This is a genomic window from Arthrobacter sp. Y3223065, assembly GCF_059090885.1.
In genome coordinates, this window is record NZ_JBNHGC010000007.1 from 60,968 (window position 1) to 82,701 (window position 21,734).

Genomic DNA, 21,734 nt, shown 5'->3' on the forward strand with positions numbered 1-21,734 from the left:
CGCCGCGCCGACTGCGGACATGGTTACCATGAAGCCGTGCCTACTTCTTCACCCTCGCCCCGCCCGGAACGCAGCAAACTCGCCAGTAAACTGCTGCGCGGCGGCACCGAGCCCGACCCGCGGTTCACGCTGGCCAACGAGCGCACGTTCCTGGCGTGGATCCGCACGTCGCTGGCCCTCCTGGCGGGCGGCATCGCGGTTGAGGTTTTCACCGGCGGCGTCCTCGTCCCGGAAATCCGCAAGACCATCGCCATCATCCTCCTGGTCTTGGCCATGGCGATAGGCGGCGGCTCGTTCTTCCGCTGGCTCAACGTGGAGCGGGCCATGCGGCATAAGACTCCCCTGCCGCTGCCGCTGATTGCCCCGATCCTGGCCATTGGCGGCGGTGTGGTGGCGGCACTGCTGGTGGTCTTCGTCGTCCTGCGGCCGTCCTGATGCGACGCGCCCGTTCCGAGCCAGAACACCACGACGCCGGCCTGCAGCCCGAACGCACCTCCCTGGCCTGGAGCCGGACCACCCTGGCCATGATCGTGGCAACAGCCATGTTCCTGCGCTGGATGCCGGAATACGGCGGGTTCACCGGGACTCTTGTGGCCGTGGCGTTGTGCACGGCGTTCGGCATCTACATCACGCAGAAGCTCCGGTACCGGCGTGCGGTCTCCGGCGTGGCCGACGAGAGGATCCACGCCGACGCCGCCGCTGCCGCCTGGGTTGCCGGCAGCGTGGTGGTGCTCGGCGCGCTCGGCATCTATGCCGTCCTGTTTTTGGACTGAACCACGACGACGTTGCACGCGCGGCGTGACGTCTGGGGCGGCACTGGCGACTGGCGGCGCACTCCGGCTGAGGTGGTGAAAAGCGGCGGTCGGCGCCCTCCGGCCGCGGAGGTCGGCCGCAGTGGTTAGCAGCAGCGCGGCGCCGTCGTGAGCCGCGGCGGTGAGCACCGGGCGGCTGCGCCGGATTCAGGCCAAAGCGTCGCGGTAGACCCAGCGGCCGTCCTCGCGCACAAACGTGCTCTTTTCCTGTTGCGCCCGGTTCTGGCCGCCTTCGCGGTAGTTGGCGCGGAACTCCACGGTGCCCGCGCGGTCGGATTCGCCGCCGCGGACGGTCTTGAGGATCTCCAATCCGGTCCAGTGCAGGGCGGGGTCCAACTCAAGCTGGGCGGGCCGCGTCTCCGGATGCCAGGTGCGCAGCAGATAGGCGGCGTCACCGGCGGCGAACGCCGAGTAGCGCGACCGCATCAGGGCTTCCGCTGTCGGCGGCTCGGCATCGCCGCGGTGGAACGGCCCGCAGCACTCGCCGTACGGCCGGCCGCTCCGGCACGGACATGGCATCGTCGTCGTCAGGGGTGTCACCGCGGGCAGCTCGCCACCCCGGGTTCGTGCGTTCGGCATGGTCAGTGGGACAGCTGCAGGGCAGCCGCGTAAATGTCCGGCAGGTTGTCATTTCGGCCGGCCTCGCGCCGGGCCACCCAGACCTCGAACGCAACCCGGACCACCGCCGCGCAGGTCTCGAACGCGAGCCTGATCTGAAGGTCGCTGACCCCGTCACGGCCGAACCGGTCCGTCAGGGCGTCCACCAGCCCGGTTGTCCGGGTGGCGTTGTGCTTGAGCATGGCCGCTTTAAGCAGGGGCTCCTTGCGGATGAGCTGGTTGACCAGCAACATGCGGCGCGCTGCGGGAGCGTCGTTGTCCGCATACGCCTGCATCACCTCTTGGTAGACGCGCTCAAGCTCTTCGCGCGGGTTGCCGGCCGGATCGATCGTGAGCAGCCCGGCCTCGAGCGCGGCGTCGAAATCCTGGTGTGCCGGCAGCGCGGCTTCTTCCTTGCTGGTGAAGTACCGGAAGAACGTGCGCTGGGAAATCCCGGCGGCGTGGGCGATGCCGTCCACAGTGGTGGCATCCACGCCGTGTTCCTGGAACAAATGCAGCGCAGCCTCGCTGATTTCCGTCCGGGTCTGGCGCCGCCGTCGCTCCCTCAATCCGGGTGCAGCGACAGGGAGCTCAGCCGTGGTCGGGCCGGGCACATCGGTTCTGGAAGCGCCGCTGGTCGGCGTTTTCTGTGGCATAGCAGCTTCCAAGATACCCCATAATTTGAGTATTCACTGCCAATGTGGCAGTATCTGCCATAATGGCATGAAAGGGCATCAATGAACATTAAAGTTGGCGACACCCTCGTCTATCCCCCACACGGCGCTGTTACCGTGACCGATCTCCGGACCCGTCCGTTCAAGGACTGCCAGACCAAGTTCGTGCAGTTCCGCGCACACCATGACGGACTGCTCATCGAACTGCCGCTGGGCAACGCGGAAACGGTCGGCGTACGCAAGGCCATCAGCAAAAAAGGCGTCAAGGATGTCTTTGCGATCCTGAAGGCGAAGGTGCCGGAGGATCAGGAAAACTGGTCACGCCGGTTCAAGGCCAACCAGGAAAAGATCAACAGCGGCGACATCTACCGGGTCAGCGAAGTGGTCCGCGATCTCTCGCTGCGGGCAATCGAACGCGGCTCCTCGGCGGGTGAAAAGCACCAGCTTGAACAGGCCATGCGGATCCTGTCCTCGGAGCTTGCCCTGGCCGAAAAGACTGACAACGAAACGGCGCGGGCCATGATCGAAGCTGTTTTCGGTCCGCTTGAGGCCACCGTATAACAGGCGGCCTCAAGAGGAATAACGTCCCGGCGCTGCCCAGTGACGAAACGACGGCGCCCCGCTCCACCAGGAGTGGGGCGCCGTATGTGTTACAGGATTCCCAGCTGCTGAAGCTGGTTCGCCAGGCCTTTCCCGTCGGAAGCGTAGATCCACGGGATGCTGCGCGCGGGTCCCACCGGGCCGTCCTGTGAACGGCCACCGGCCAGCACCGCCTCGCTAACCGACAGTTGGCGGATGGCGATGGCCGCCACATGGTCGGGATAACGCAGCGCAAAGCCGGCGTAGATGGCTTCGTCGTGCTGGCCGTCGTCGCCGATCAGCAGCCACTTGATGTTCGGGAATTCTTCGGCCAGCCGCCGTAACTGGTCCACCTTGTGCATCTGGCCGCTGCGGAACCAGCGGTCCTTCGTCGGCCCCCAGTCGGTGAGCAGCAGCGCGCCGTCCGGATACATGTTCCGGGAGAGGAACCGCGTCAGCGTCTGCGCAACGTTCCAGGCGCCGGTGGACAGGTACAACACCGGGCTGCCCGGATGCTCACGCGTCACCCGCTCCAGCATCACGGCCATGCCCGGCGTGGCGTTGCGCGCATGTTCATCCAGCACGAACGTGTTCCACGCCGCGAGCATCGGACGGGGCAGCGCCGTGACCATGACCGTGTCATCGACGTCGGACACCACGCCGAAGCGCGCCTCCGGCGGCACCACATAGACCGCCGCTTCCACGGGTTCCGAGTCCTCGCAGCGCAGCGTGACGGTGTGCCAGCCGGGAGCCAGGTGCACGGAAACCTTGGCGTCCACCACGCCGCCGCGGTCCGCCACCACCTGGTGCTCGGTGCCTTCGGCGTGGATCGTCACCCGCGCATTGGCCACGGGCGGGCTGATGAAATTCCGCCAGCCGCGGATGCCGTCGGCCACCAGCTTGGAGGGCATGCGGCCGTTGTCGAACGCACCTGGCCGGGCCATCACTACCCGGGCAAGCACGCGGATCCAGCCGTCGGTGCCGTAGCCGGTAAACGGCATCACGGTGGCTACGTCGCCGCGCTGCCGTGCCCGCCGTTCCCGGACCGCCTGCCAGCGGTCTTCAAGGCGCATGCCGATGTGGGCTGCCTTCTCCTGGAGATCGTCGCCGTTGCCGATAATGGATGCCATGGTCCAAGTCTGTCATGCACACGCTTTCCGGCCCGAACCGGCACCAGCGCGCCGCCTCGGCGTCAACCATGGGCCCGCCCGACGGCGCGGCTTCCACGCGGACTCTTCCGACCGGCGCCCGCTTCCCCGACGGCGCTGACTCCCCCGCGCGGCCCTCGCGACGGCCTCGATATCCCGCGGATCCTCTCGACGACGCCGACCGCTCCGCAGGTCTTGCCCGCGTCGAAGTGAACCTGAAGACTGGCCACATGACGTTTGCATCGCGGCACATCAGCATCGCCATCAACCGCCCCGTTCGGGAGGTCTACGAGTTCGCCGCCAAACCCGAGAACATGCCGCAATGGGCCGCCGGACTCAGCTCCTCCATCGGTGTGGTCGACGATGCCTGGGTCGCCGAGACCGACAACGGACCGGTGCGGGTCACGTTTACCGAGCGCAATGAGTTCGGTGTGCTGGACCATTACGTGACCTTGCCGTCGGGCGAATCGGTCTACAACCCGCTGCGTGTGCTCGGCAACGGCGACGGGACAGAGGTGGTGTTCACCCTGTACCACCGTGACGGAATGGACGAGGCCGCGTTCGAAGCCGATGCCGCAGCCGTGGACCGGGACCTGCGCACGCTCAAGAGGCTGCTCGAGGCCTAACCGGCCCCCGGTTTGGGAGGAGCTACGCCAGCCCTGCCACCGCCGTTTACCCTGCCGCAGCGGGCCAGGCGGACGTAAACTGAAAGCGCTGGTTCTGACGTCAGATGCGCCCCTACCAACAGCCGAGTTGCTACTCGACGAAGTTTCGAAACTCACTTGTATGGGAGGAGAAATGACGACCGCATCACCGCATGCCCATCACGCACACGTCTCGCGCGGGAACGTGCGTAATGCCGCGATGACTTCGGGAATTGTTCTCTTTGTGATCGGTGTCCTGGGCTTCATTCCCGGCATCACCATGGACTACGGAGAAATGGCTTTCGCCAGCGGCTCCGGCGCCATGTTGATTAACGCGTTCCAAGTGTCCATGCTGCTCAACATCGTCTACCTGGTGGTAGGCGTGGTGGGCTACATCATGAGCCGCACCGCCAGTGGTGCCCGGGACTTCCTCATGGGAGCGGGCATCCTGTACCTGGTGATGTGGCTGTACGGCCTGATTGTCGGCCCCGGCGAATCCGCGGCCAACTTCCTGTCCACCAATACAGCCACCAACTGGCTCAACTTCGTCCTTGGCGCCGTGATGCTGGCCCTGGCCATCGCCTACATGGTGCGCCACCGGGACGAGGCGCGCGAAGCACGCTAAATACAGCCGTCCCGCCGGGTTATCGGTGGGACGGTTCGCTGCCGGACCCCAGTCGAAATGACTGGGGTTCGCTCGCCTCCGGGACCGTCGGATACTGGCCCCGTGATACTCATGATCCTGTGCGGCCTGCTGGTGGCCGGCGGACTGGCTGTGGTGGCCTTCCGGGGCGGGGAGCGGTTCCAGCCTCCGTCGGGCCATGACGAGGGCCTACGTCGTGACGACGGCGGGCCCCACGGGAAGGGCGACGGCGCCGGGAACGGCGACGGTGCGCTCGTACTGGACGACGGCACCCGCGCGAATGACGACGGAGCCCTCGTGCACTACGGCGGCACAGTCGTGGACGACGACGGTGTGCACGTGCTCGACGGCGGCACCCACGGGAACGAAGACGGAGCGCTTCTGCGCGGCGGAAGCGCCCTGCCGAACGGCGGCGGTGCACTCCTGGCGCACGTTGCGCGCAGGGTGCTGTGGTTGGCAACAGTGCTTCTGGTCGGCGGCGGGGTGGCCGGGCTGTGCATGGCGGGCGCCGGCGGCCGGTTGATCATGCGCCTGCTGGCGGTGACGTCTCCGGAAGACGACGGAAGGCTGACCGATAACAACCAAACCATCGGGGAGATCAGCCTGGAAGGGACCGCCGGCTTCGTCTTGTTCGGCGTTGCCATCGGCTGCGGGACGGCGCTCCTTTACGGCTCGGTGCGGCGGTGGCTGCCGGCCGGCCGAACCGGCGGAGCGGCTTTCGGACTGCTGTTGTTGCTGGGACTCGGCACAGTGTTTGGCCCGTTGCAGCCGGACAGCCGGGACTTTCAGGTCGTGGGCCCGGGCTGGCTCTCAATCACGGCCTTCTCGGCGCTGGCCATTGCCCACGGCATGCTCATCGCGGTGGCCACCGCTTGGCTGTCCCGTCGCGTCCCGCTGCTTCGGACGGCCAAGGACCTGCAGTGGTACCTTCCGCTGCTGCTCCTAGCGGTCCCGCTGGGCGGTGCCAGCGTGGTGGTCGCGGCCTGGATCGTTGCCGCCATCGGCGTGGGCTGGGCACTGGCGGCTCTCAGGTTGAAGTACTTCGCAGACCGGCCGGCTGGGCTGCATGCGGAATCGGGGCCGCGGGGTGAGCTGTTGCAGCGGCGGGTAATGCTGGGCGGACGCGTTGCTTTGGTCATGCTGGCGGTAGCCTGCGCGCCCGGTTTCGCCATGTCCATGGCCACCATTCTGGCGGCCGACGGCGGGTAGCGCACTGACGACCTCGGCGGAATCAGCCTACGGAATCGTGCCGTGGTCCCTTAATATCGTGCCGCAGTCCCTTAAACAACACCGCCCCGCCGGATGGGATACGGCGGAGGCGGTGCTGGCCGGCAGGAATGCCGGCGGCAGGACAGCCCGCCGAACGGAGACGGCGGGCGGACCGGGCTTGGGGTTCTAAGCGGCGGCGTCCTGCGGAGTGCGGATGGTGGCGAAGCCTTGTGCCCACAGCACGAGCTGGTCGATCATCGGGGCGAGCGTTCCGGCATTCTGCTCGGTCGGCTTGAACTCGGAGAAGTTTTCGAAGTCGGTGAACAGCGAGAACATCACCTGGTTGCGGACCACGGCCACCTGCAGCTCGGCCAGCATGTTGCGCAGGTGTTCGGCAGCACGGACGCCGCCCATCGAGCCGTAGGAAACGATGCCGGCGGCCTTGTTGTTGAACTCAACGTTCAGGTAGGACAGCGCGTTGGCCAGTGCGGACGAGACGGTGTGGTTGTATTCGTTGGCCACGAAGATGTAGCCGTCAAACTCGCTGATCTTGGCCGACCAGGCCTTGGTGTGGTCGGCCTGGTAGTTCTGGTACGCGGCCGGGTAGGCCTCGTCCAGCAGCGGCAGGTTGAAGTCGGCGATGTCGACGACCTCAAAGGTGGCGTCCGTCCGACCGGCCAGTTCGGCGGCGACCCAGTTGGCGACGGAGTCATTGACCCGGCCCGGGCGCGTGCTGCCGGTGATGATGGCGATCTTGGGGAGAACGGCGCGGGCTTCGCTGACAGCGGCCTCGACCGGCTGGGTGACGGTTGCATCCGTGCGGGGCTCGGCCGCGGCGGCCGCAGGGTTGGCGGCAGACCGTCGGGCGCTGGACTTGCTGAGAAGATTCTTAAACCAGGACATTGCAGCCTTCGATTGATTGCTTGAGCTTTCAACTATCCTAGCGGCACGAATAATGACATGTCAACAAAGGGCCGGGCCGCCGGCAACAGCCGAGGCCCGCGCATGGGAGCACGCCGGGCGAGGGTCTGAGGCCCAGGCATGGGAAAGGCGGACTTCCGGGCTGGATCCGGTCCGGCGCACCCCGCTCCCATCACGGAGCGAGCGAACTGCCGGGCGGGCGGACGTGTTCGAAGATGACGGTGGTATTGGTGCCGGCAACCTCCGGGCGGACGCTTAGGTTGTTCGCGACCAGGTCACGCAGCGCGTTGGAGTCCGCCACAGCGACATGGATCAGGAAGTCGCGGTCACCGGTCACAAAGAAGATTCCCTCTACCGCCGGCAGGCCCGACAGAAAGTCCTTGAACTGGCTCAGGTTCGACCGCGCGTGCGCCTGCAGGCGGATGGAGATCAGCGCCTGCAGGCCGCGGCCCACGGCCGCAGGGTCCACGTCGGCGTGGAAGCCGCGAATGACGCCGCGTTCGCGCAGGGAGCGGATCCGGCTCAAGCACGTCGAGGGGGCAATGCCGGCGGCCGCCGCGATCGCGTTATTGGGGGTTCGGGCGTCGGCTTGGAGCATCTCTACGATCAACCGGTCGATGTGGTCCAGCCCCGACCCCGCGGGAGCCCCGAACGGGCGTCGAAGATCATTCGATTCGGCCATGTGATCGTCACCACTTTCTGAACTTATTGTCACCGTTCCTCACTCTTACAGAATCTTCTCCTAATCGCTTGAGAAACGGGTAAACATTCTTCAGGATGGGTGCCGAGAGCAGAGTCGACCCGAGGAGCATACGATGTACTCTCGTGCGCACGCCCCGAGCACCGCCGTCGTCGTAGGTGCCGGCATGGTTGGCCTGGCCACCGCTTGGCATCTGCAGGAACGCGGCGTGGAAGTCACCGTACTGGACCGATCGGGCGTCGCCGCTGGCGCCTCTTGGGGCAATGCCGGCTGGCTAACGCCCGGCATGGCCATGCCGTTGTCGGACCCGACCGTCTGGACCTACGGGCCCAAGGCGCTGATGGACCCGACGGCGCCGCTGCACATTCCGGCCCGCTTGGACCAGCAGCTCTGGAAGTTCCTGGCCCGCTTCGCGCTGCACGGCACGCAGAAGGCCTGGGACCGGACCATGGCTGCGCTGACGCCGATCGACAAGATGGCGCTGGAGAGCTTCGATGAGCTGACCGACAACGGCGTCGAGTCGTGGACCCGCAAGGGACCCTTCATCGTCGGTTTCGAGGAGGAGAAGGAAAGCCGCCACTTTGTCCACGAGCTGGCCAGCGTGGAGAAGGCCGGCCAGTCCGTCCCGCTGAACCGCCTGGACAACCCCCAGGCCAAGGTGCCGCAGCTGTCCGCGGGCGTCTCCACGGTGTTCGAGCTCGAAGGGCAGCGGTTCCTCGAGCCCGGCCCGTTCGTGGAGGCCCTCGCTGCCTCCGTGGTGGCACGCGGCGGGCAGATCATTTCCGGCGCCGAGGTCCGCTCCCTGCGCCACGGCCCCACCGGGATCTCGGTGGAGACCTACGCGCAGGAGCCGTTCCACGCCGACGTCGTTATCCTGGCCACCGGCGCCTGGCTGCCCGATCTCGCCAAGCCGCTGGGTGTTCGCACCATGGTGCAGGCCGGGCGGGGATACTCCTTCAGCGTGGCCACCGACCAGCCGGCCGAGTTCCCCATTTACTTCCCCGCCCGCCGCGTCGCCTGCACTCCGTACCAGGGACGGCTGCGCATCGCCGGAACCATGGAGTTCCGCGGCCCGGACGAACCGCTGCAGACCGGGCGGATCGACGCCATCCTCGCCGCCGTGCGGCCGTTGTTCACCAACATGGATCTGGAGAACCTCGAGGACATCTGGGTTGGCCCGCGCCCGGTCACGCCCGACGGGCTGCCGCTCATCGGCGCCACCCGCTCCCCCGGCGTGTACGTTGCCGGCGGGCACGGAATGTGGGGCATCGTGCTGGGCCCGGCGACCGGCAAGCTGCTGGCCGAACAGATTGTCACCGGCCGGGTGCCCGAGGCGATCCGGCCGTTCGACCCGCTGCGCTGACGACCCGCTGACAGCTCGTCGGGGCGGGACTATCATGGGCGGCATTCGGGGCGCAGCGCACCCCGAGGAAAGAAGGCTGCCATGGAATCACTCACGGTGCCGGATCTGGATTCGCGGACCATGGAAGGACTCCGGATCCTCGCCGATACGCACCACCGCTCACCCGAAGCTGAAGCCCGGGCGATCCTCGTCCAAGCAGTCCGCGGGCTGGGCGAAGCCGACGAACTCCTGGCCTCGATCGTCGGCGACGACGATTCAGCAGAGGACGCGAAACGCCGGACCGGCCGGCAGTAGGCGGGCGGTCGTGCCGGACCGGCCCGCAGTAGGCGTGCAGCCGCGCCGGACCGGCCCGTAGTAGGCGTGGCGCCCGGCACCGCCGCCGGGCGGTTTGGCCCGCGCCGCCGCGCGCCGCCGTCGTCGTTTGTTAAACAGCGCTGCCCCGCACCGAAAACGGTACGGGGCAGCAGAGCGTGCAGGAAATCAGCCGCCGAAGAGCGGCGAGATGGAGTTCCACAGCTGGTAGACACCGAGGACCACAAACAGCAGGGCGCAGAAGCCCAGCGCGATGTTCGTGTGCAGGCGGTTGGCCCATTCCTTCGGGATCCGCTTGCCATTGAGCAGGCCCAGCAGCGTCAGTGCCAGGAACGGCATGAACAACGATCCCAACGCGCCGTACAGCAGGATCAGCGCGATCGGCTTGCCCAGCATGAACAGCAGCATGGGCGGGAACGTCAGCCAGAGGACGTAGAACTTGAAGTACTTGCCGCCCACGCGGGTGTCCGGGTGGCCTGACTCCTTCTTGCGCATGTTGCCCCAGAAGTCGGCGAACATCAGGGACACGCCGTTCCAGACGCCGATGATGGAGGAGAACGACGCGGCCCAGAAACCGACCAGGAAGCCGGTGCCTACCACGTCTCCGTACTCATCCTTGAGTACCTCGTACAGATCCAGCAGTCCTTCGTCGCCGGCGCTCAGGGATACGCCCGCGGTGCGGACCACCTCGGCGCCGACAATCAGCATGGCGATCACGAAGATGCCGGTCATGACGTAGGCAACGGAGTTGTCGATCCGCATCACGCGCATCCACTTGGGCGTGTGCCAGCCCTTCTCGCGCAGCCAGTAGCCGTAGGCCGCCAGCGTGATGGTGCCGCCCACGCCGCCCGCGAGCGCCAGGGTGTAGAACACCGCGCCCTCTTCCTGCGGGATCATCGGCACCAGGCCGCCGATCATCTCCGGGACGTTGGGCACGGCGATGATGGCCAACCCGACGACGGTGACGAACATCAGCCCGACGAACACGGCGGTGATCTTCTCGAAGGTGGCGTACTTGCCAAACCAGACCATGACAAATCCGGCCAGACCCATCAGGATCGCCCAGGCCCACAGCGGCAGGACCGGGAACATCGCGGCCAACGGCAGCGCTGCCGATGACATTGCCGTGGCACCGTAGACGAAGCCCCAAATCATGATGTACGGACCGAAGTACCAGGTGGTCCAGCGGCCCAGCGAGCGCCAGCCCTCGAAGATCGTCTTGCCGGTCGCCAGGGAGAACCGTCCGGCGCCTTCAACCAGGATGATCTTCAGGATGACGCCGACGATCACCGCCCAGAACAGCCCGTAGCCGTAGCGTGACCCGGCGACCAAGGTGGCCACCATGTCCGCGGCGCCGACGCCTGTGGCGGCGACAACGAGACCGGGACCGACGATCTTCCACTTGGCGGGAGCGCCGCCGTCGTTATCCACCCGTGCGGCGGCATCGAGCGCGCCCGGGGCATTGTTCTCAGTGGCCATGAGCCATGTATTCCTTACCGTGATGGGGCTTGTCCGCAAAAAAGCGGGCGGCAAGAGTGCCGCCCGTCACCGGACCCCGTCTAGTTTCTCACGCGTTCCGAACGCCCGGTCGGTAAATGGGCGAATGGGCCACCCGCAGGACCGTTCGGCGCAGCGCGGGCACCCTTCGGCGGGAAAGTCGCCGGCGAGTGTGTGCGTTCGCATAGGCCCTGCGGCTGGTCCTAGGGGTTGGTGATCGCGCCACGGTGTGCTCCCCGGCGGGCTGCCGCATGCCCGACGGCGAACCCGACGGCGCCTGTGCCTGGCCTTCCATGACACGGGTCTTCCCGCACCGCGAACCGTCCTGCACCGCGGCGCGCTACTTAGCGGTCCTGGGCCGGCGCACGCCTTACTTGTCCCGGGCCGGCGCCCAGGGGTCGCAGGCTTCTACCGCCAACCGCCGGTACCCCTCGGCATTGCCGGACACCACGGTCAGGCAGTGTCGGGAGGCCGTTGCGGCGATCAGCGACTCGACGGCCGGCACGTCCTGGATGGCCAGCGGCGCCCAAGCCTCGGCCACCTGCTGATCCACCGGCAGGATAAATGCCGAGAACCGCGCTGTCAGCTCGACCAGCCACGCGTCGGCCTGCCCGGTCAGAGCCTCGTCCTGGGTGCTCAGCGCGCGCAGCTCCCCCAGCGTCAGCGCGGAGATGTAGACCCGGGAGCGGCGGCGCCGCTGCAGGAAGTCGACGACGGCGGGGTCCGGGCTTTCGCGCCTGAGCTCGACCACGACGTCGGTGTCCAACAGCAGCCCACGGGCGCGCCGCGGTTTGGAAGCCGCGGCAGGCGCCTGCGCAGGGGCCGTCGGCGTGGGCCCGATCGGTGTGCTTCCGGGGTTGTTCGGTGTGGGCCCGATCGGCGTGCTTCCGGGGTTGTTCGGTGTGGGCCCGGTCCGCGTGCTTGCGGGGGTGTTCGGTGTGGGCCCGGTCCGCGTGGTCATTGTGCCGCGGCGATGTCGCTCTGCTGCCCGCGGGCCTGCCGCGCGGCATCCAGCAGGAAGTCCACGAAGGCCTCCCGTGCTGCGGAGACCTGTTCATAGTCGGCCAGGCTCAGGACCTGGAGTTGCGGGGAGTGGGGGATGTCCATGGCAGCCGGCGCCGGGCGCCGCGTCCTTTCGCGTGCTCTTGCCCGCACCGGTAGCCAAGGGCTGATGCGGGCCGCTTCGTCATCCGAACCACCCAACGAGCGTGGGGTTGGTATGTGGCCAAGTCGGAGCTTGGCGGCCACAGTTCTTGAAGCTTTTGGAAGTATAACCAGAGCGGCCGCCGAGCCGTCGGAGACCGCGGTCACATCGCGTAACAGGAACCGAGGGCCGGACGGCGATGCCCTTTCGCGAAAATGTCGGTGCCGGACGGTAGACCTTTAAGTGCCGGCAGGCACCGGCTGGCGGCGGGTTATCGTTGGGGGGACCCGCCGCCGGCCGGGTTGGCACCTGCGCACCTGCTTGAAGGAGGCACCGTGTTTCTGCTCGACTCCGAAGTCGACGGGGCTGACCGCGACCTGGTCTACACAGCCAGCGACCTCGTCATCGCTGCGCAGTGCGAGTACCAACTGCTGCGCAAGCTGGACGAGAAGCTGGGGCGCTCCCCCGTGGCGGATTTTGGCCGCGACGAGATGCTCGAGCGCACGGCGGAGTTGGGCGATCTGCACGAACACCGGGTACTGCAGCACTTCCGTGACACCTTCGGCGCCGGCGTGGTGGAGATCGCCGAGACCCGTAGCTACACCCGGAAGGACCTGCAGGCCAAGCACGCCGAGTCGATCGCGGCGCTGCGCTCCGGCGCAGACGTGGTGTTCCAGGCCTCCTTCTTCGACGGCCGGTTCCATGGGCGTTCGGATTTCCTGGTTAAGACCCATGACGACGGCGGAGCTGCCGCCTACGCCGTCTATGACACGAAGCTCGCTCGCCACGCCAAGGTCACCGCGCTGCTGCAGCTGGCCGCGTACGGCGACCAACTCCTCCAGGCCGGCATCGCGGCGGCTCCCACCGTGACGCTGGTGCTGGGCGACCGGCGGCACAGCGACCACAGCCTCACCGACCTGCTGCCGGTCTTCCGCGAACGCCGCACCAGGTTCCTGGTCCTGGTCGCCACGCACCGCGAACAGCCGGAACCGGTCCGTTGGGGAGACGAAGGGGTCGGCGCCTGCGGCCGCTGCAACTACTGTTCCGAACAGGTTGAACTGCACCGGGACCTGCTGCTGGTGGCGAATATGAGCACGCTGCGCCGCCGTAAGCTCCGCGCGGCCGGAATCTTCACCATCGACCAGTTGGCCGCCCTGGAACTTCCCGCGGGCGAAGCGCCCGACGGCGCGCTGGCCCGGCTCCGCGACCAAGCGCGGATGCAGACCGGCTCCATCGAGCCGGACGGCCGGATGACTTACCGGAAGGACGGCGTAGAACACGAGGTTTCGTACCGCGTGCTGGAACAGCACACGTTGTTCCGCCTGCCTGCGCCAAACCCCGGCGACATCTTCTTCGACTTCGAGGGCGACCCGCTCTGGCAGGACGAGGACGGCGTGTGGGGGCTGGAGTACCTTTTCGGCGTGGTCGAGAATCCGCCGGCTGCCGGCGCGGCTCCGCCGTTCAAACCCTTCTGGGCGCACAGCCGCTCCGGCGAACGGCAGGCGCTGGCGGACTTCCTGGATTATGTCGCCGATCGGCGACGCCGGTATCCGGGGATGCACATCTACCACTACGCCAACTACGAGAAGGCCGCGTTGCGCCGGCTGTCGCTGCAGCACCTGGTGGGCGAGGAAACCGTGGATGACCTGCTGCGCGAGGGCATCCTGGTGGACCTGTACGACACGGTCCGGCACAGCCTGCGGATCTCGGAAAACTCCTACAGCATCAAAAAGCTCGAGCCCTTGTATATGGGAGGCAACCTGCGCTCCGGCGACGTCAAAGACGCAGGAGCCTCGGTGGTCGCGTACGCCCGCTACTGTGCGGCCAGGGACGCCGGCAGCGACGCCGAGGCAGACACGGTCCTGAAAAGCATTGCCGACTACAACGAATACGACTGCCTCTCCACGCTGGAGCTGCGCAACTGGCTCCTGCGGCTGGCGGCCGAGCGCGGCGTTGTGCCGGGACGCATGGCCGCCCCCGCGGCGGTTGCTGCGTCCTCGGCGAGTGGGACGTCGGCTGCTGACGAGGAGCCGTTGCCGCCAGAGGAACGGCGGCTGCAGGACTACGTCGCGGCGGCGGCCGAGAGCGCCGCCCGACGAAACCAAACGCTGTCCGCCGACGAACAGGCCGTCGCCATGGTCGCTGCCGCGGTCGGCTACCACCGGCGGGAAGACAAGCAGTACTGGTGGGCGCATTTCGACCGGCTCGATGCCCCGGTTGAGGACTGGGCGGATACCCGCGACGTCTTCACCGTGGATTCGGCCCGCGTGGTTTCGGAGTGGGAGAAGCCGACGTCGCGCAGCAACCCGGTCCGCGTGCTGCGGCTCACCGGCAGGCTGGCCCCGGGATCCACCATCAAAGAAGGCAGCCTGCTCTGCCGGCTCTACGACCAGCCCTTCCCGGCGTTTCTCTGCGACCAGAACGACGGCGTCAATCACCGTGCGTTCTGCTTCGGCGCCGAAGTGCTGGAACTGGGTGCGGAAGGCGAAAAGGACACGCTCCTGGTGAAGGAGCGGCTGCCGCGCGGCGCCGACGAGTACATCGAGCCGCCGGTGGCGCTCACGCCGGACCAGCCGCTGCGCACCACCTCCATCCGCCAGGCCCTCGCGGACCTCGCCGCCGCGGTCGCCGGCACGCTGCCCGGCTTCCCGTCCGAACCGGCGCTGGACCTGCTGCGCCGGCGGCCGCCGCGACTGGCCACCCTGCCACGGCTGCCCGAGGTCCAGGACCATCCGGACGGCTATGTTGACGCGATCACTGCCGCCGTCGCAGATCTCAACGATTCGTACCTGGCGGTCCAGGGGCCGCCGGGTACCGGCAAGACGTACGTCGGGTCCCACGCCGTGGCCCGGTTGGTGGCCCGGGGGTGGAAGGTCGGCGTCGTGGGCCAGTCACATGCCGTGGTGGACAACATGCTGCGCGCCGCCATCGAAAAGGCCGGCGTGCCGCCGGAGGTCGTTGCCAAGAAGCCCAACGGCGACCATGATCTTCCCTGGCCCAACCGGAGTACTGACGATGTGGCCCGGTTGCTCGCGTCCCCGGGAGGCGCGCTGGTCGGCGGCACGGCATGGACCATGACTGGTTCTGCTGTCCCGCCGAAGTCGCTGGACCTGCTGGTCATCGACGAAGCCGGCCAGTTCTCGCTGGCGAATACCCTGGCCGTTTCCCTTGCCGCCAAGCGCCTGCTGCTGTTGGGTGATCCGCAGCAACTGCCCCAGGTGACCCAGGGCACGCATCCCGAACCGGTCGACGAGTCGGCACTCGGGTGGCTCTCTGACGGCCATGCCACGCTGCCGCCCGAGCTGGGCTATTTCCTCGCCCTGAGCTGGCGCATGCACCCGGACCTATGCCGGGCCGTCTCGGTCCTGGCCTACGAGGGGCGGCTCAAGTCGGCGCCGGCCGCTGCCCTGCGGCAGCTGGAAGGAGCGCCGCCCGGGGTGGAATGCGTTTACGTTGACCACCACGGCAACGCCACGTCGTCGCCCGAAGAAGCCGCCGAAGTGCTGGCCCAGATCCGCCGGCACGTGGGCCTGCCCTGGCGGGAAGACGGCACGGCCCGCCCCCGCCCCCTGGGCGGATCGGACATTCTCGTGGTGGCACCCTACAACGCCCAGGTCCAGCTGATCCGTTCCGTGCTGGACGGCGCCGGACTGGCGGAGGTCCGGGTGGGCACGGTCGACAAGTTCCAGGGCCAGGAAGCCCCGGTCGTGATCGTGTCCACCGCCGTGTCCGCCGCGGCAGAGGCGCCGCGCGGCATGGATTTCGTGCTGAACCGGAACCGCAACAACGTCGCCGTCTCGCGCGGACAATGGCGGGCCGTCATCGTGCGCTCGCGCGCCCTGACCGACTATTTGCCCGCCCGGCCCGCCGGCCTGGAGGAGCTTGGGGCCTTCGCGGGGCTTTGCGGCTGCGCGGATGGGCCTCACTTAAGCTCCTAGCGATGGTCCGGCTACAGTGCCGGGCGCAGACATGTTTGAATGTGAAGAGGCAGCCCCGCGGGCCACCCCGGCCCGCGCCGGGCGGAAGTGTGCACTGAGTAGTTTTCCGCACAGTAATTCCGACGAGAGGAAGAACATGAGCAAGTACGAACTGCCCCAGCTCGACTACGATTACGCGGCCCTGGAGCCGCACATTTCGGCGAGGATCATGGAGCTGCACCACTCCAAGCACCACGCCACCTACGTGGCCGGCGCGAACACCGCGCTGGAGCAGCTGGCCGAGGCCCGCTCCAAGGGCGAATTCGGCAACGTGCCGAAGCTGTCCAAGGACCTGGCCTTCCACCTGGGCGGCCACACCAACCACTCGATCTTCTGGAAGAACCTCTCCCCGGAAGGCGGCGACAAGCCGACCGGCGAGCTGGCCTCCGCCATCGATGAGTACTTCGGCTCCTTCGACGCGTTCCGCGGCCACTTCGGCGCTGCCGCGCTGAGCCTGCAGGGCTCGGGCTGGGCCGTGCTGGCCTACGAACCCCTCGGCGGCAACCTGGTCATCGAGCAGCTCTACGACCAGCAGGGCAACATTCCGGTGGGCACCATCCCGCTGCTCATGCTGGACATGTGGGAGCACGCCTTCTACCTTGACTACGTCAACGTCAAGGCCGACTACGTCAAGGCGTTCTGGAACATCGTCAACTGGGCCGACGTCGCCGCCCGCTTCGACGCCGCCCGCGCCGGCGCCTCCGCGCTGATCACCCCGGCCAAGTAACACCGGCCAGCCGTGCTCGGGCACGGAGCTTGACTTAGGCACCGCCGTTGCGCCGGACAACCGGCCCAACGGCGGTGCCTGGTCGTTAAGAATTCCTCGGCGAGGCACCGCGGGGGCAGCCCATGCCCGGACAAAGATCCCGAACGCTTTTAGCCACGGCAAAGGCCCGGTCCGGGTGGTTGCGCTGCGCTGGTGCGCAGCGCTAAGCCACTCCCGACCGGGCCTTCGTCATGCTCAGCGGTGGACGTTCATTCAGTGACCGACGCTGGCGAGGATCTCCTCGAAGCTTTTGGATTCGACGCCGCCACGGCCGCGCTCGGTCACCGGAGCGCCCTCCACCAGGTCGACCAGTTCTGCGGCCGCCCGGTCCGCGCGCTCGGACAACCCGCCGGTTCCGGCCTCGCCGGCACCCCAGTCCTCCGGTGCGGCAAAGACTGTGGTCTGCACCGTGCGGGCCCTGAGGTAGCTGAACAGCGGACGGACGGCGTAGTCCAGCGCCAGCGAGTGGCGGGCGCTGCCGCCGGTGGCGCCCATCAGCACCGGTTTGCCGGCGAGCGCGCGTGGCTCGACCACATCGAAGAAGGACTTGAACAGCCCGCTGTAGGAGGCGCTGAAGACCGGGGTCACCACGATCAGCGCATCGGCTGCCACCGTTGCCTTGAGGACTTCGTCCAGCTTCGGCGCGGCGTAGCCGGTCACCATGTTGTTGGCGATATCAACAGCGTAATCACGCAGTTCCACGATTCGGACCTCGGCCTCGATGCCCTTCAGTCGGAACTGGTCCACGGCAGAGGCAGCCAGTTGGTCGGCCAGCATCCGGCTGGAGGACGGTACGCCTAGTCCGGCGGATATAACAACGATCTTGCGCTCTGACACTGAGGCCCTCCTTGTTTGTTCATGCAATCGCATCTACATAGGCCAACGAACGCACCGTCAGGATTATTCCGAGGGCGTGACGACGGCGGACGGCGCGCGGTACTCCGGGACATGCCGGCGGCGGACGGCGAGGTATGCCGGGACAGGCGGACGGCGAGGTCACCACGCTTGGCGCGGCCGGCGTCGTGCATCGATGGAAGATCCACACTGGCCGCATTCTGTTTCCACCGCCGAGCCTTTGCCCGCACGACTTGCTGAGCGCACGCCGGGCCACAAAAGGTGCGGGGCGGCAGGGGCAAGAGGCCCCGACCCTAGCCAGCCCCCGGCCAAGAGGGCTACCGTGGCACCCACCACCCTTGACTCCGGATCAGAGAGAATCCCCATGAGCAGCAACGGAGCAGTGGCTTACAAGGAAGCGCTGGGCATCCCGGGGCTGTACGTCACGGGTGACCCGGGCGGGATCGATGAGGCCGCGCAGAAGGGCTCGCTCTCGCTGGGCACCGGCTGGGCCAAGTCGCTCTCCTTCACCACCGGACAGTGCCCGGTGATGAAGTGCCACCGCGGCCTGATGATGGCAATCCTGCATGACAAGGTGCAGATCGCGAAGGCCGTGAACGCCACGGCCATCCCATTGGAGGACGCGCCCAAGGGCTATGCGGAGTTCGACGCCGGTGCCGCCACCAAATACGTGCTCAATCCCAACGGTTACATCTACTAGGCTCCGCAACGGGGCCATGGATCTAGGAGCAAACATGGACACCGTCACTCTGGAAGACGCCCGCCGGGTCATTGCCGCCGCGGAAGCCAAGGCCGCCGACATCGGCCAGCCGATGAACATCGCCGTGGCCGACGCCGGCGGAAACCTGGTCTCCCATGTGCGGATGGACGGGGCGTGGCTGGGCAGCGTCGACATCTCGATCAACAAGGCGTTTACCTCCCGGGCGTTCGACATCCAGACCAAGGACCTGGGCGACAACTCGCAACCGGGCAGCCAGTTCTACGGTATCCATGCCAGCAACCACGGCCGGATCATGATCTTCGCCGGCGGCATCCCGCTCTCCCGCGACGGCCAGGTGATCGGTTCGATCGGCGTCAGCGGCGGCTCCGGGGAGCAGGACCAGTCCGTGGCGGAGGCCGGAGCGGCCGCGCTCTAGCTTGGGATTTTCGGTCCGGTCTGCCTTGGATCGTCGGCACCGGGGTCGCCGGCCTGGATCGGCACCTGCTCGCCGGGCGCGGCCTGCTGCGCCAGCGGGCCTAACCGGTGCGGGGCTGGAACGGGCCGCCTGCCCTGCTTGTTACGTTCATCACGGCAGTTCTTCACCGCTCCCGCGGTGAAGGACTGCCGTGATCCACTGCGTCATTTTCCAGGGAGCAGGGTCGTGAAGGCTTGGTGCCCGCCGGGCGGCTAATGCTAACTGGAGGTTGCCCGGCGGCGCGGTTACTTCCCGGCAGGGTTCCAGTAACGGCCCGGCAGCGCCATGAGGTCTCCGGTTACTTCCCGGCCCCCGGCTCTGGATTCCGGTAACGGCCCGGGAACGCCACGAGGCCTCCGATCACTTCCCGGCCGGGGTTCCGGTAACGGTCGGGGAGCGCCCTGCCTGGTTGAAGGAATTACCTTGCCCCGACGCGCTTCTGGTGATGAGGAACACGGATAACGAATTTGTAACGCCGCGTGTCGTTCCGGTAATTTTGAATTTGTTCTTATCTATCTAGGTAGGCACCTGGTCCCGCCCGTCGAACCCTGCCAGCGGGCCAGAAGTATTCGAGCTTTACATCGAAGGCAGGGGCGGAGGAACCACTTACGGTGCTTGGGGGCACCTTGGGGTGAAGTCCTCACCGGCACAGTCCGACGCTGAAATCCGACTGCCGGCAGGACCGAGTGAACTCTCGCTCGAATCCGACAGCTAACTTCGCAGACGCAAGAGAGGAAACCCCTGTGAAAAACCCTGTGCGCGGTCGTCGCCGTTCCGACACCCCCACGAAGTCCCTGTCCAAGATCTACCGTTCTACCCTGGCGAAGATCACCCGTTCCAACGAGGGCGCCCCTGCCCGCCGCGAAGGGGAAGCATCCCCGGCGGCATACTCCCTCGCCCGCAAGACCGGCCTGGCTGCGGTTGCCGCCGGCATCCTGGCCGCGGCAGTGGTACCGGTGGCCCAGGCCGGCGGCACCGCCGGTGTGGGCTCCGACCGAGCCTCGGAGCAAAGCCCCGTGCAGATTCAGGCCGCCAAGGAGGCCGAACTCAGGTTTGACCGGGCCAAGGTAGCCAGCAAGGCTGCCCAGGAGGAAGCCCAGGTTGCCGCCGCATCCGCCGAAAAGAAGAAGGCCGACGAAAAGGCAGCGGCCGCCAAGAAGGCCGAGGCGGAGAAGAAGGCCAAGGCCGAAGCTGCGGCCAAGGAAGCTGCCGCCAAGAAGGCCGCGGCGGAGAAGAAGGCGAAGGCCGCAGCCGCGGCCAAGAAGGCCGCCGAAGCCAAGGCGAAGACCGCCGGCTTTGCGACCGGCAAGCTGGCCGCTCCGATCCCAAACATGAACCAGACCTCCGGCTTCGGCTACCGCCAGAACCCGATCACCGGGGCTGCCGGCGAGTTGCACACCGGCATTGACTACGCGATGGCCTGCGGGACCCCGGTCCATGCGGCCGACGGCGGCAAGGTCGTTGAGGCCGGCTGGCAGGTGGGCGGCGGCGGAAACCGCATTGTGGTTGAGCACAGCAGCGGCCTGAAGACCACCTACAACCACCTGCAGTCGATCGGCGTTTCGCTGGGCCAGAAGGTCGCCCAGGGCCAGGCCATCGGCCAGCTGGGCACCACCGGCAACTCCACCGGCTGCCACCTGCACTTTGAGGTTGTCAAGGACGGTCAGCTCGTGGATCCGGCCGGCTGGCTGTAACCCACCATTGGCCACGGCGGAGCTTCCGCCACCGACGACGGCGATGCCCACGGGCGTCGCCGTCGTCGTTAAACGCCGGTCAGGCGAAGGGGCGCGACGCCTGGTCCAAGGCGGCAACTTCCTCGGCGGTCAGCTCCACATCCATGGCGGCCATCAGGTCCGGCAGCTGTTCGGGCGTGCGTGCGCTGGCCAGCGGCGCGGTAATGCCGGGCTTGGTCAGCAGCCAGGCGAGCGCCGTCGTCGTGAGGGAAATGCCGCGTGACTGGGCGACCGCCTCCAAGGCGTCCACCACCGCGAAGCCCTCGGCCGTGAGGTAATCACGAAGCATGCCGCCGCGCTCGCTGCTGTCGGCGTCATCCGCCGAGTGGTACTTGCCGGCCAGGAAACCCGCTGCCAGCGAGAGATACGGGAACACCGAGAGGTTGTGTTCCCGGGCCAACGGAGCATAGCCCTGTTCGTAGTCTTTGCGGGCCACCAGGTTGTAGTGCGGCTGCAGCGCCACCGGCAGCGCAAAGCCGTTCTGGTGTGCGATGTTCATCCACTCGGCGATCCGCTCCGGGGACAGGTTGGACAACCCGATCTGGCGGACCTTGCCCTCGCGCACCAGGGCGTCGAAGGCGGCGGCCGCCTCAATCAACGGGGTGCCCTCGTCGTCGTAATGGGCGTAGTACAAGTCGATGTAATCGGTGCCCAGCCGCTGCAGCGAAGCGTCGGCGGCAGCGGCCACGTTCACCGCCGAGAGCCCCTGGAGCTCCGGATGCCCGCCGACCTTCGTGGCTATGACCACCGATTCGCGGTTTTTCCGGTCCGCCATCCAGCGGCCGATGATCTCCTCGGACTCGCCCCCGCGGTTTCCCGGAACCCATGCGGAGTAGCTGTCCGCGGTGTCGATGAAGTTGCCGCCGGCCTCGGTGAAGGCATCCAGCACCTGCTGCGAACCGGACACGTCGGAGGTCCAGCCGAAGGTGTTGCCGCCCAGAGCGAGCGGGAAGATCTTGATGTCCGAAGTGCCGATCAAGCGCAT

Annotated in this window: 22 protein-coding genes, 1 pseudogene and 2 riboswitches; of the genes and pseudogenes, 13 read left to right on the top strand and 10 right to left on the bottom strand. The window is 67.2% G+C overall.

The window, feature by feature from the left end; translation table 11 throughout:
- Positions 1-36: 36 nt before the first annotated feature.
- Positions 37-435, top strand: coding sequence for a YidH family protein (locus AC5RUK_RS16460; protein WP_493987689.1), 399 nt, complete (start codon positions 37-39; stop codon positions 433-435).
- A complete protein-coding gene (locus AC5RUK_RS16465) occupies positions 435-773 on the top strand; it encodes a DUF202 domain-containing protein (protein WP_493987688.1) in 339 nt (112 codons plus the stop codon). Before AC5RUK_RS16460 ends, AC5RUK_RS16465 begins: the two co-directional genes overlap by 1 nt.
- Positions 774-959: 186 nt before the next feature.
- On the opposite strand, the gene AC5RUK_RS16470 is transcribed toward AC5RUK_RS16465, so the two are convergent.
- Positions 960-1,238, bottom strand: a complete 279-nt coding sequence (locus AC5RUK_RS16470) for a YchJ family protein (RefSeq protein WP_494152853.1) — start codon at positions 1,236-1,238, stop codon at positions 960-962.
- A 155-nt stretch (positions 1,239-1,393) separates the two neighbouring features.
- Positions 1,394-2,065, bottom strand: a complete 672-nt coding sequence (locus AC5RUK_RS16475) for a TetR family transcriptional regulator (protein ID WP_493987687.1) — start codon at positions 2,063-2,065, stop codon at positions 1,394-1,396.
- A gap of 81 nt (positions 2,066-2,146) precedes the next feature.
- Here AC5RUK_RS16475 and AC5RUK_RS16480 point away from each other — a divergent pair, with 81 nt between their 5' ends.
- On the top strand, positions 2,147-2,644 hold the full coding sequence (locus tag AC5RUK_RS16480) for a CarD family transcriptional regulator (protein ID WP_493987686.1): 498 nt from the start codon (positions 2,147-2,149) through the stop codon (positions 2,642-2,644).
- 89 nt (positions 2,645-2,733) lie between these two features.
- Here AC5RUK_RS16480 and AC5RUK_RS16485 read toward each other — a convergent pair whose 3' ends face one another.
- On the bottom strand, positions 2,734-3,792 hold the full coding sequence (locus AC5RUK_RS16485) for an App1 family protein phosphatidate phosphatase (RefSeq protein WP_494152854.1): 1,059 nt from the start codon (positions 3,790-3,792) through the stop codon (positions 2,734-2,736).
- A gap of 248 nt (positions 3,793-4,040) precedes the next feature.
- Here AC5RUK_RS16485 and AC5RUK_RS16490 point away from each other — a divergent pair, with 248 nt between their 5' ends.
- From AC5RUK_RS16490 to AC5RUK_RS16500, 3 genes are all read left to right on the top strand, one after another.
- Positions 4,041-4,436 carry an SRPBCC family protein gene (locus AC5RUK_RS16490; RefSeq protein ID WP_493987684.1) on the top strand — a complete coding sequence of 132 codons (396 nt, stop codon included), beginning with the start codon at positions 4,041-4,043 and terminating at the stop codon, positions 4,434-4,436.
- 172 nt (positions 4,437-4,608) lie between these two features.
- Positions 4,609-5,079 (top strand): DUF4383 domain-containing protein, encoded by a 471-nt coding sequence (locus AC5RUK_RS16495; RefSeq protein ID WP_494129244.1) that lies wholly within the window; start codon positions 4,609-4,611, stop codon positions 5,077-5,079.
- A 102-nt stretch (positions 5,080-5,181) separates the two neighbouring features.
- Positions 5,182-6,306, top strand: a complete 1,125-nt coding sequence (locus AC5RUK_RS16500; protein ID WP_494152855.1) for a hypothetical protein — start codon at positions 5,182-5,184, stop codon at positions 6,304-6,306.
- A gap of 186 nt (positions 6,307-6,492) precedes the next feature.
- On the opposite strand, the gene AC5RUK_RS16505 is transcribed toward AC5RUK_RS16500, so the two are convergent.
- Complete coding sequence (locus tag AC5RUK_RS16505; protein ID WP_494152856.1) at positions 6,493-7,209, bottom strand: NADPH-dependent FMN reductase; 717 nt, start codon at positions 7,207-7,209, stop codon at positions 6,493-6,495.
- 190 nt (positions 7,210-7,399) lie between these two features.
- On the bottom strand, positions 7,400-7,909 hold the full coding sequence (locus tag AC5RUK_RS16510) for an Lrp/AsnC family transcriptional regulator (protein ID WP_494152857.1): 510 nt from the start codon (positions 7,907-7,909) through the stop codon (positions 7,400-7,402).
- Between the two features lie 133 nt (positions 7,910-8,042).
- On the opposite strand from AC5RUK_RS16510, the gene AC5RUK_RS16515 reads away from it, so the two are divergent.
- The gene (locus AC5RUK_RS16515; RefSeq protein ID WP_494152858.1) at positions 8,043-9,290 is read left to right on the top strand and encodes an NAD(P)/FAD-dependent oxidoreductase; all 1,248 of its coding nucleotides are present in this window, start codon (positions 8,043-8,045) and stop codon (positions 9,288-9,290) included.
- Positions 9,291-9,371: 81 nt separating this feature from the next.
- Complete coding sequence (locus AC5RUK_RS16520) at positions 9,372-9,584, top strand: FitA-like ribbon-helix-helix domain-containing protein (RefSeq protein ID WP_494152859.1); 213 nt, start codon at positions 9,372-9,374, stop codon at positions 9,582-9,584.
- Positions 9,585-9,770: 186 nt separating this feature from the next.
- Here the strand turns inward: AC5RUK_RS16520 and AC5RUK_RS16525 are convergent, their stop codons facing one another.
- From AC5RUK_RS16525 to AC5RUK_RS16535, 3 genes are all read right to left on the bottom strand, one after another.
- On the bottom strand, positions 9,771-11,081 hold the full coding sequence (locus AC5RUK_RS16525) for an Nramp family divalent metal transporter (RefSeq protein WP_493987677.1): 1,311 nt from the start codon (positions 11,079-11,081) through the stop codon (positions 9,771-9,773).
- Positions 11,082-11,469: 388 nt separating this feature from the next.
- Complete coding sequence (locus AC5RUK_RS16530; RefSeq protein ID WP_494152860.1) at positions 11,470-12,060, bottom strand: PIN domain-containing protein; 591 nt, start codon at positions 12,058-12,060, stop codon at positions 11,470-11,472.
- Positions 12,057-12,206: a hypothetical protein gene (locus tag AC5RUK_RS16535; protein WP_493987675.1), complete on the bottom strand. Its 150-nt coding sequence runs from the start codon at positions 12,204-12,206 to the stop codon at positions 12,057-12,059. Before AC5RUK_RS16535 ends, AC5RUK_RS16530 begins: the two co-directional genes overlap by 4 nt.
- Before the next feature lie 29 nt (positions 12,207-12,235).
- Positions 12,236-12,358: riboswitch (SAM riboswitch) on the bottom strand.
- A 220-nt stretch (positions 12,359-12,578) separates the two neighbouring features.
- Here AC5RUK_RS16535 and AC5RUK_RS16540 point away from each other — a divergent pair.
- Both AC5RUK_RS16540 and AC5RUK_RS16545 read left to right on the top strand, forming a co-directional pair.
- Positions 12,579-16,181 (top strand): TM0106 family RecB-like putative nuclease, encoded by a 3,603-nt coding sequence (locus AC5RUK_RS16540; RefSeq protein ID WP_494152861.1) that lies wholly within the window; start codon positions 12,579-12,581, stop codon positions 16,179-16,181.
- A gap of 136 nt (positions 16,182-16,317) precedes the next feature.
- Positions 16,318-16,947 (top strand): superoxide dismutase, encoded by a 630-nt coding sequence (locus tag AC5RUK_RS16545; protein ID WP_493979557.1) that lies wholly within the window; start codon positions 16,318-16,320, stop codon positions 16,945-16,947.
- A 252-nt stretch (positions 16,948-17,199) separates the two neighbouring features.
- Here the strand turns inward: AC5RUK_RS16545 and AC5RUK_RS16550 are convergent, their stop codons facing one another.
- Complete coding sequence (locus AC5RUK_RS16550; RefSeq protein ID WP_494152862.1) at positions 17,200-17,823, bottom strand: FMN reductase; 624 nt, start codon at positions 17,821-17,823, stop codon at positions 17,200-17,202.
- Positions 17,824-18,238: 415 nt separating this feature from the next.
- On the opposite strand from AC5RUK_RS16550, the pseudogene AC5RUK_RS16555 reads away from it, so the two are divergent.
- The 3 genes and pseudogenes from AC5RUK_RS16555 to AC5RUK_RS16565 all read left to right on the top strand — a co-directional run.
- A pseudogene (locus AC5RUK_RS16555) lies at positions 18,239-18,541 on the top strand (formaldehyde dehydrogenase, glutathione-independent); the annotation flags it as partial.
- Positions 18,542-18,575: 34 nt separating this feature from the next.
- Positions 18,576-18,977, top strand: a complete 402-nt coding sequence (locus AC5RUK_RS16560) for a GlcG/HbpS family heme-binding protein (protein ID WP_493987671.1) — start codon at positions 18,576-18,578, stop codon at positions 18,975-18,977.
- Between the two features lie 608 nt (positions 18,978-19,585).
- A riboswitch (cyclic di-AMP (ydaO/yuaA leader) is annotated at positions 19,586-19,757 on the top strand.
- Positions 19,758-19,759: 2 nt separating this feature from the next.
- The gene (locus tag AC5RUK_RS16565; protein ID WP_494152863.1) at positions 19,760-20,710 is read left to right on the top strand and encodes a M23 family metallopeptidase; all 951 of its coding nucleotides are present in this window, start codon (positions 19,760-19,762) and stop codon (positions 20,708-20,710) included.
- Between the two features lie 79 nt (positions 20,711-20,789).
- Here the strand turns inward: AC5RUK_RS16565 and AC5RUK_RS16570 are convergent, their stop codons facing one another.
- On the bottom strand, positions 20,790-21,734 hold the full coding sequence (locus AC5RUK_RS16570) for an aldo/keto reductase (RefSeq protein WP_494152864.1): 945 nt from the start codon (positions 21,732-21,734) through the stop codon (positions 20,790-20,792).

Bases quoted from the DNA above. Each gene is read 5' to 3' on its own strand.
- AC5RUK_RS16495 (WP_494129244.1), top strand. From the start codon at position 4,609: ATGACGACCGCATCACCGCATGCCCATCACGCACACGTCTCGCGCGGG.
- AC5RUK_RS16520 (WP_494152859.1), top strand. From the start codon at position 9,372: ATGGAATCACTCACGGTGCCGGATCTGGATTCGCGGACCATGGAAGGA.
- AC5RUK_RS16525 (WP_493987677.1), bottom strand. From the start codon at position 11,081: ATGGCCACTGAGAACAATGCCCCGGGCGCGCTCGATGCCGCCGCACGG.
- AC5RUK_RS16475 (WP_493987687.1), bottom strand. From the start codon at position 2,065: ATGCCACAGAAAACGCCGACCAGCGGCGCTTCCAGAACCGATGTGCCC.
- AC5RUK_RS16480 (WP_493987686.1), top strand. From the start codon at position 2,147: ATGAACATTAAAGTTGGCGACACCCTCGTCTATCCCCCACACGGCGCT.
- AC5RUK_RS16560 (WP_493987671.1), top strand. From the start codon at position 18,576: ATGGACACCGTCACTCTGGAAGACGCCCGCCGGGTCATTGCCGCCGCG.
- AC5RUK_RS16530 (WP_494152860.1), bottom strand. From the start codon at position 12,060: ATGACCACGCGGACCGGGCCCACACCGAACACCCCCGCAAGCACGCGG.
- AC5RUK_RS16465 (WP_493987688.1), top strand. From the start codon at position 435: ATGCGACGCGCCCGTTCCGAGCCAGAACACCACGACGCCGGCCTGCAG.
- AC5RUK_RS16545 (WP_493979557.1), top strand. From the start codon at position 16,318: ATGAGCAAGTACGAACTGCCCCAGCTCGACTACGATTACGCGGCCCTG.
- AC5RUK_RS16505 (WP_494152856.1), bottom strand. From the start codon at position 7,209: ATGTCCTGGTTTAAGAATCTTCTCAGCAAGTCCAGCGCCCGACGGTCT.
- AC5RUK_RS16490 (WP_493987684.1), top strand. From the start codon at position 4,041: ATGACGTTTGCATCGCGGCACATCAGCATCGCCATCAACCGCCCCGTT.
- AC5RUK_RS16570 (WP_494152864.1), bottom strand. From the start codon at position 21,734: ATGCGCTTGATCGGCACTTCGGACATCAAGATCTTCCCGCTCGCTCTG.
- AC5RUK_RS16510 (WP_494152857.1), bottom strand. From the start codon at position 7,909: ATGGCCGAATCGAATGATCTTCGACGCCCGTTCGGGGCTCCCGCGGGG.
- AC5RUK_RS16470 (WP_494152853.1), bottom strand. From the start codon at position 1,238: ATGCGGTCGCGCTACTCGGCGTTCGCCGCCGGTGACGCCGCCTATCTG.
- AC5RUK_RS16535 (WP_493987675.1), bottom strand. From the start codon at position 12,206: ATGGACATCCCCCACTCCCCGCAACTCCAGGTCCTGAGCCTGGCCGAC.
- AC5RUK_RS16485 (WP_494152854.1), bottom strand. From the start codon at position 3,792: ATGGCATCCATTATCGGCAACGGCGACGATCTCCAGGAGAAGGCAGCC.
- AC5RUK_RS16515 (WP_494152858.1), top strand. From the start codon at position 8,043: ATGTACTCTCGTGCGCACGCCCCGAGCACCGCCGTCGTCGTAGGTGCC.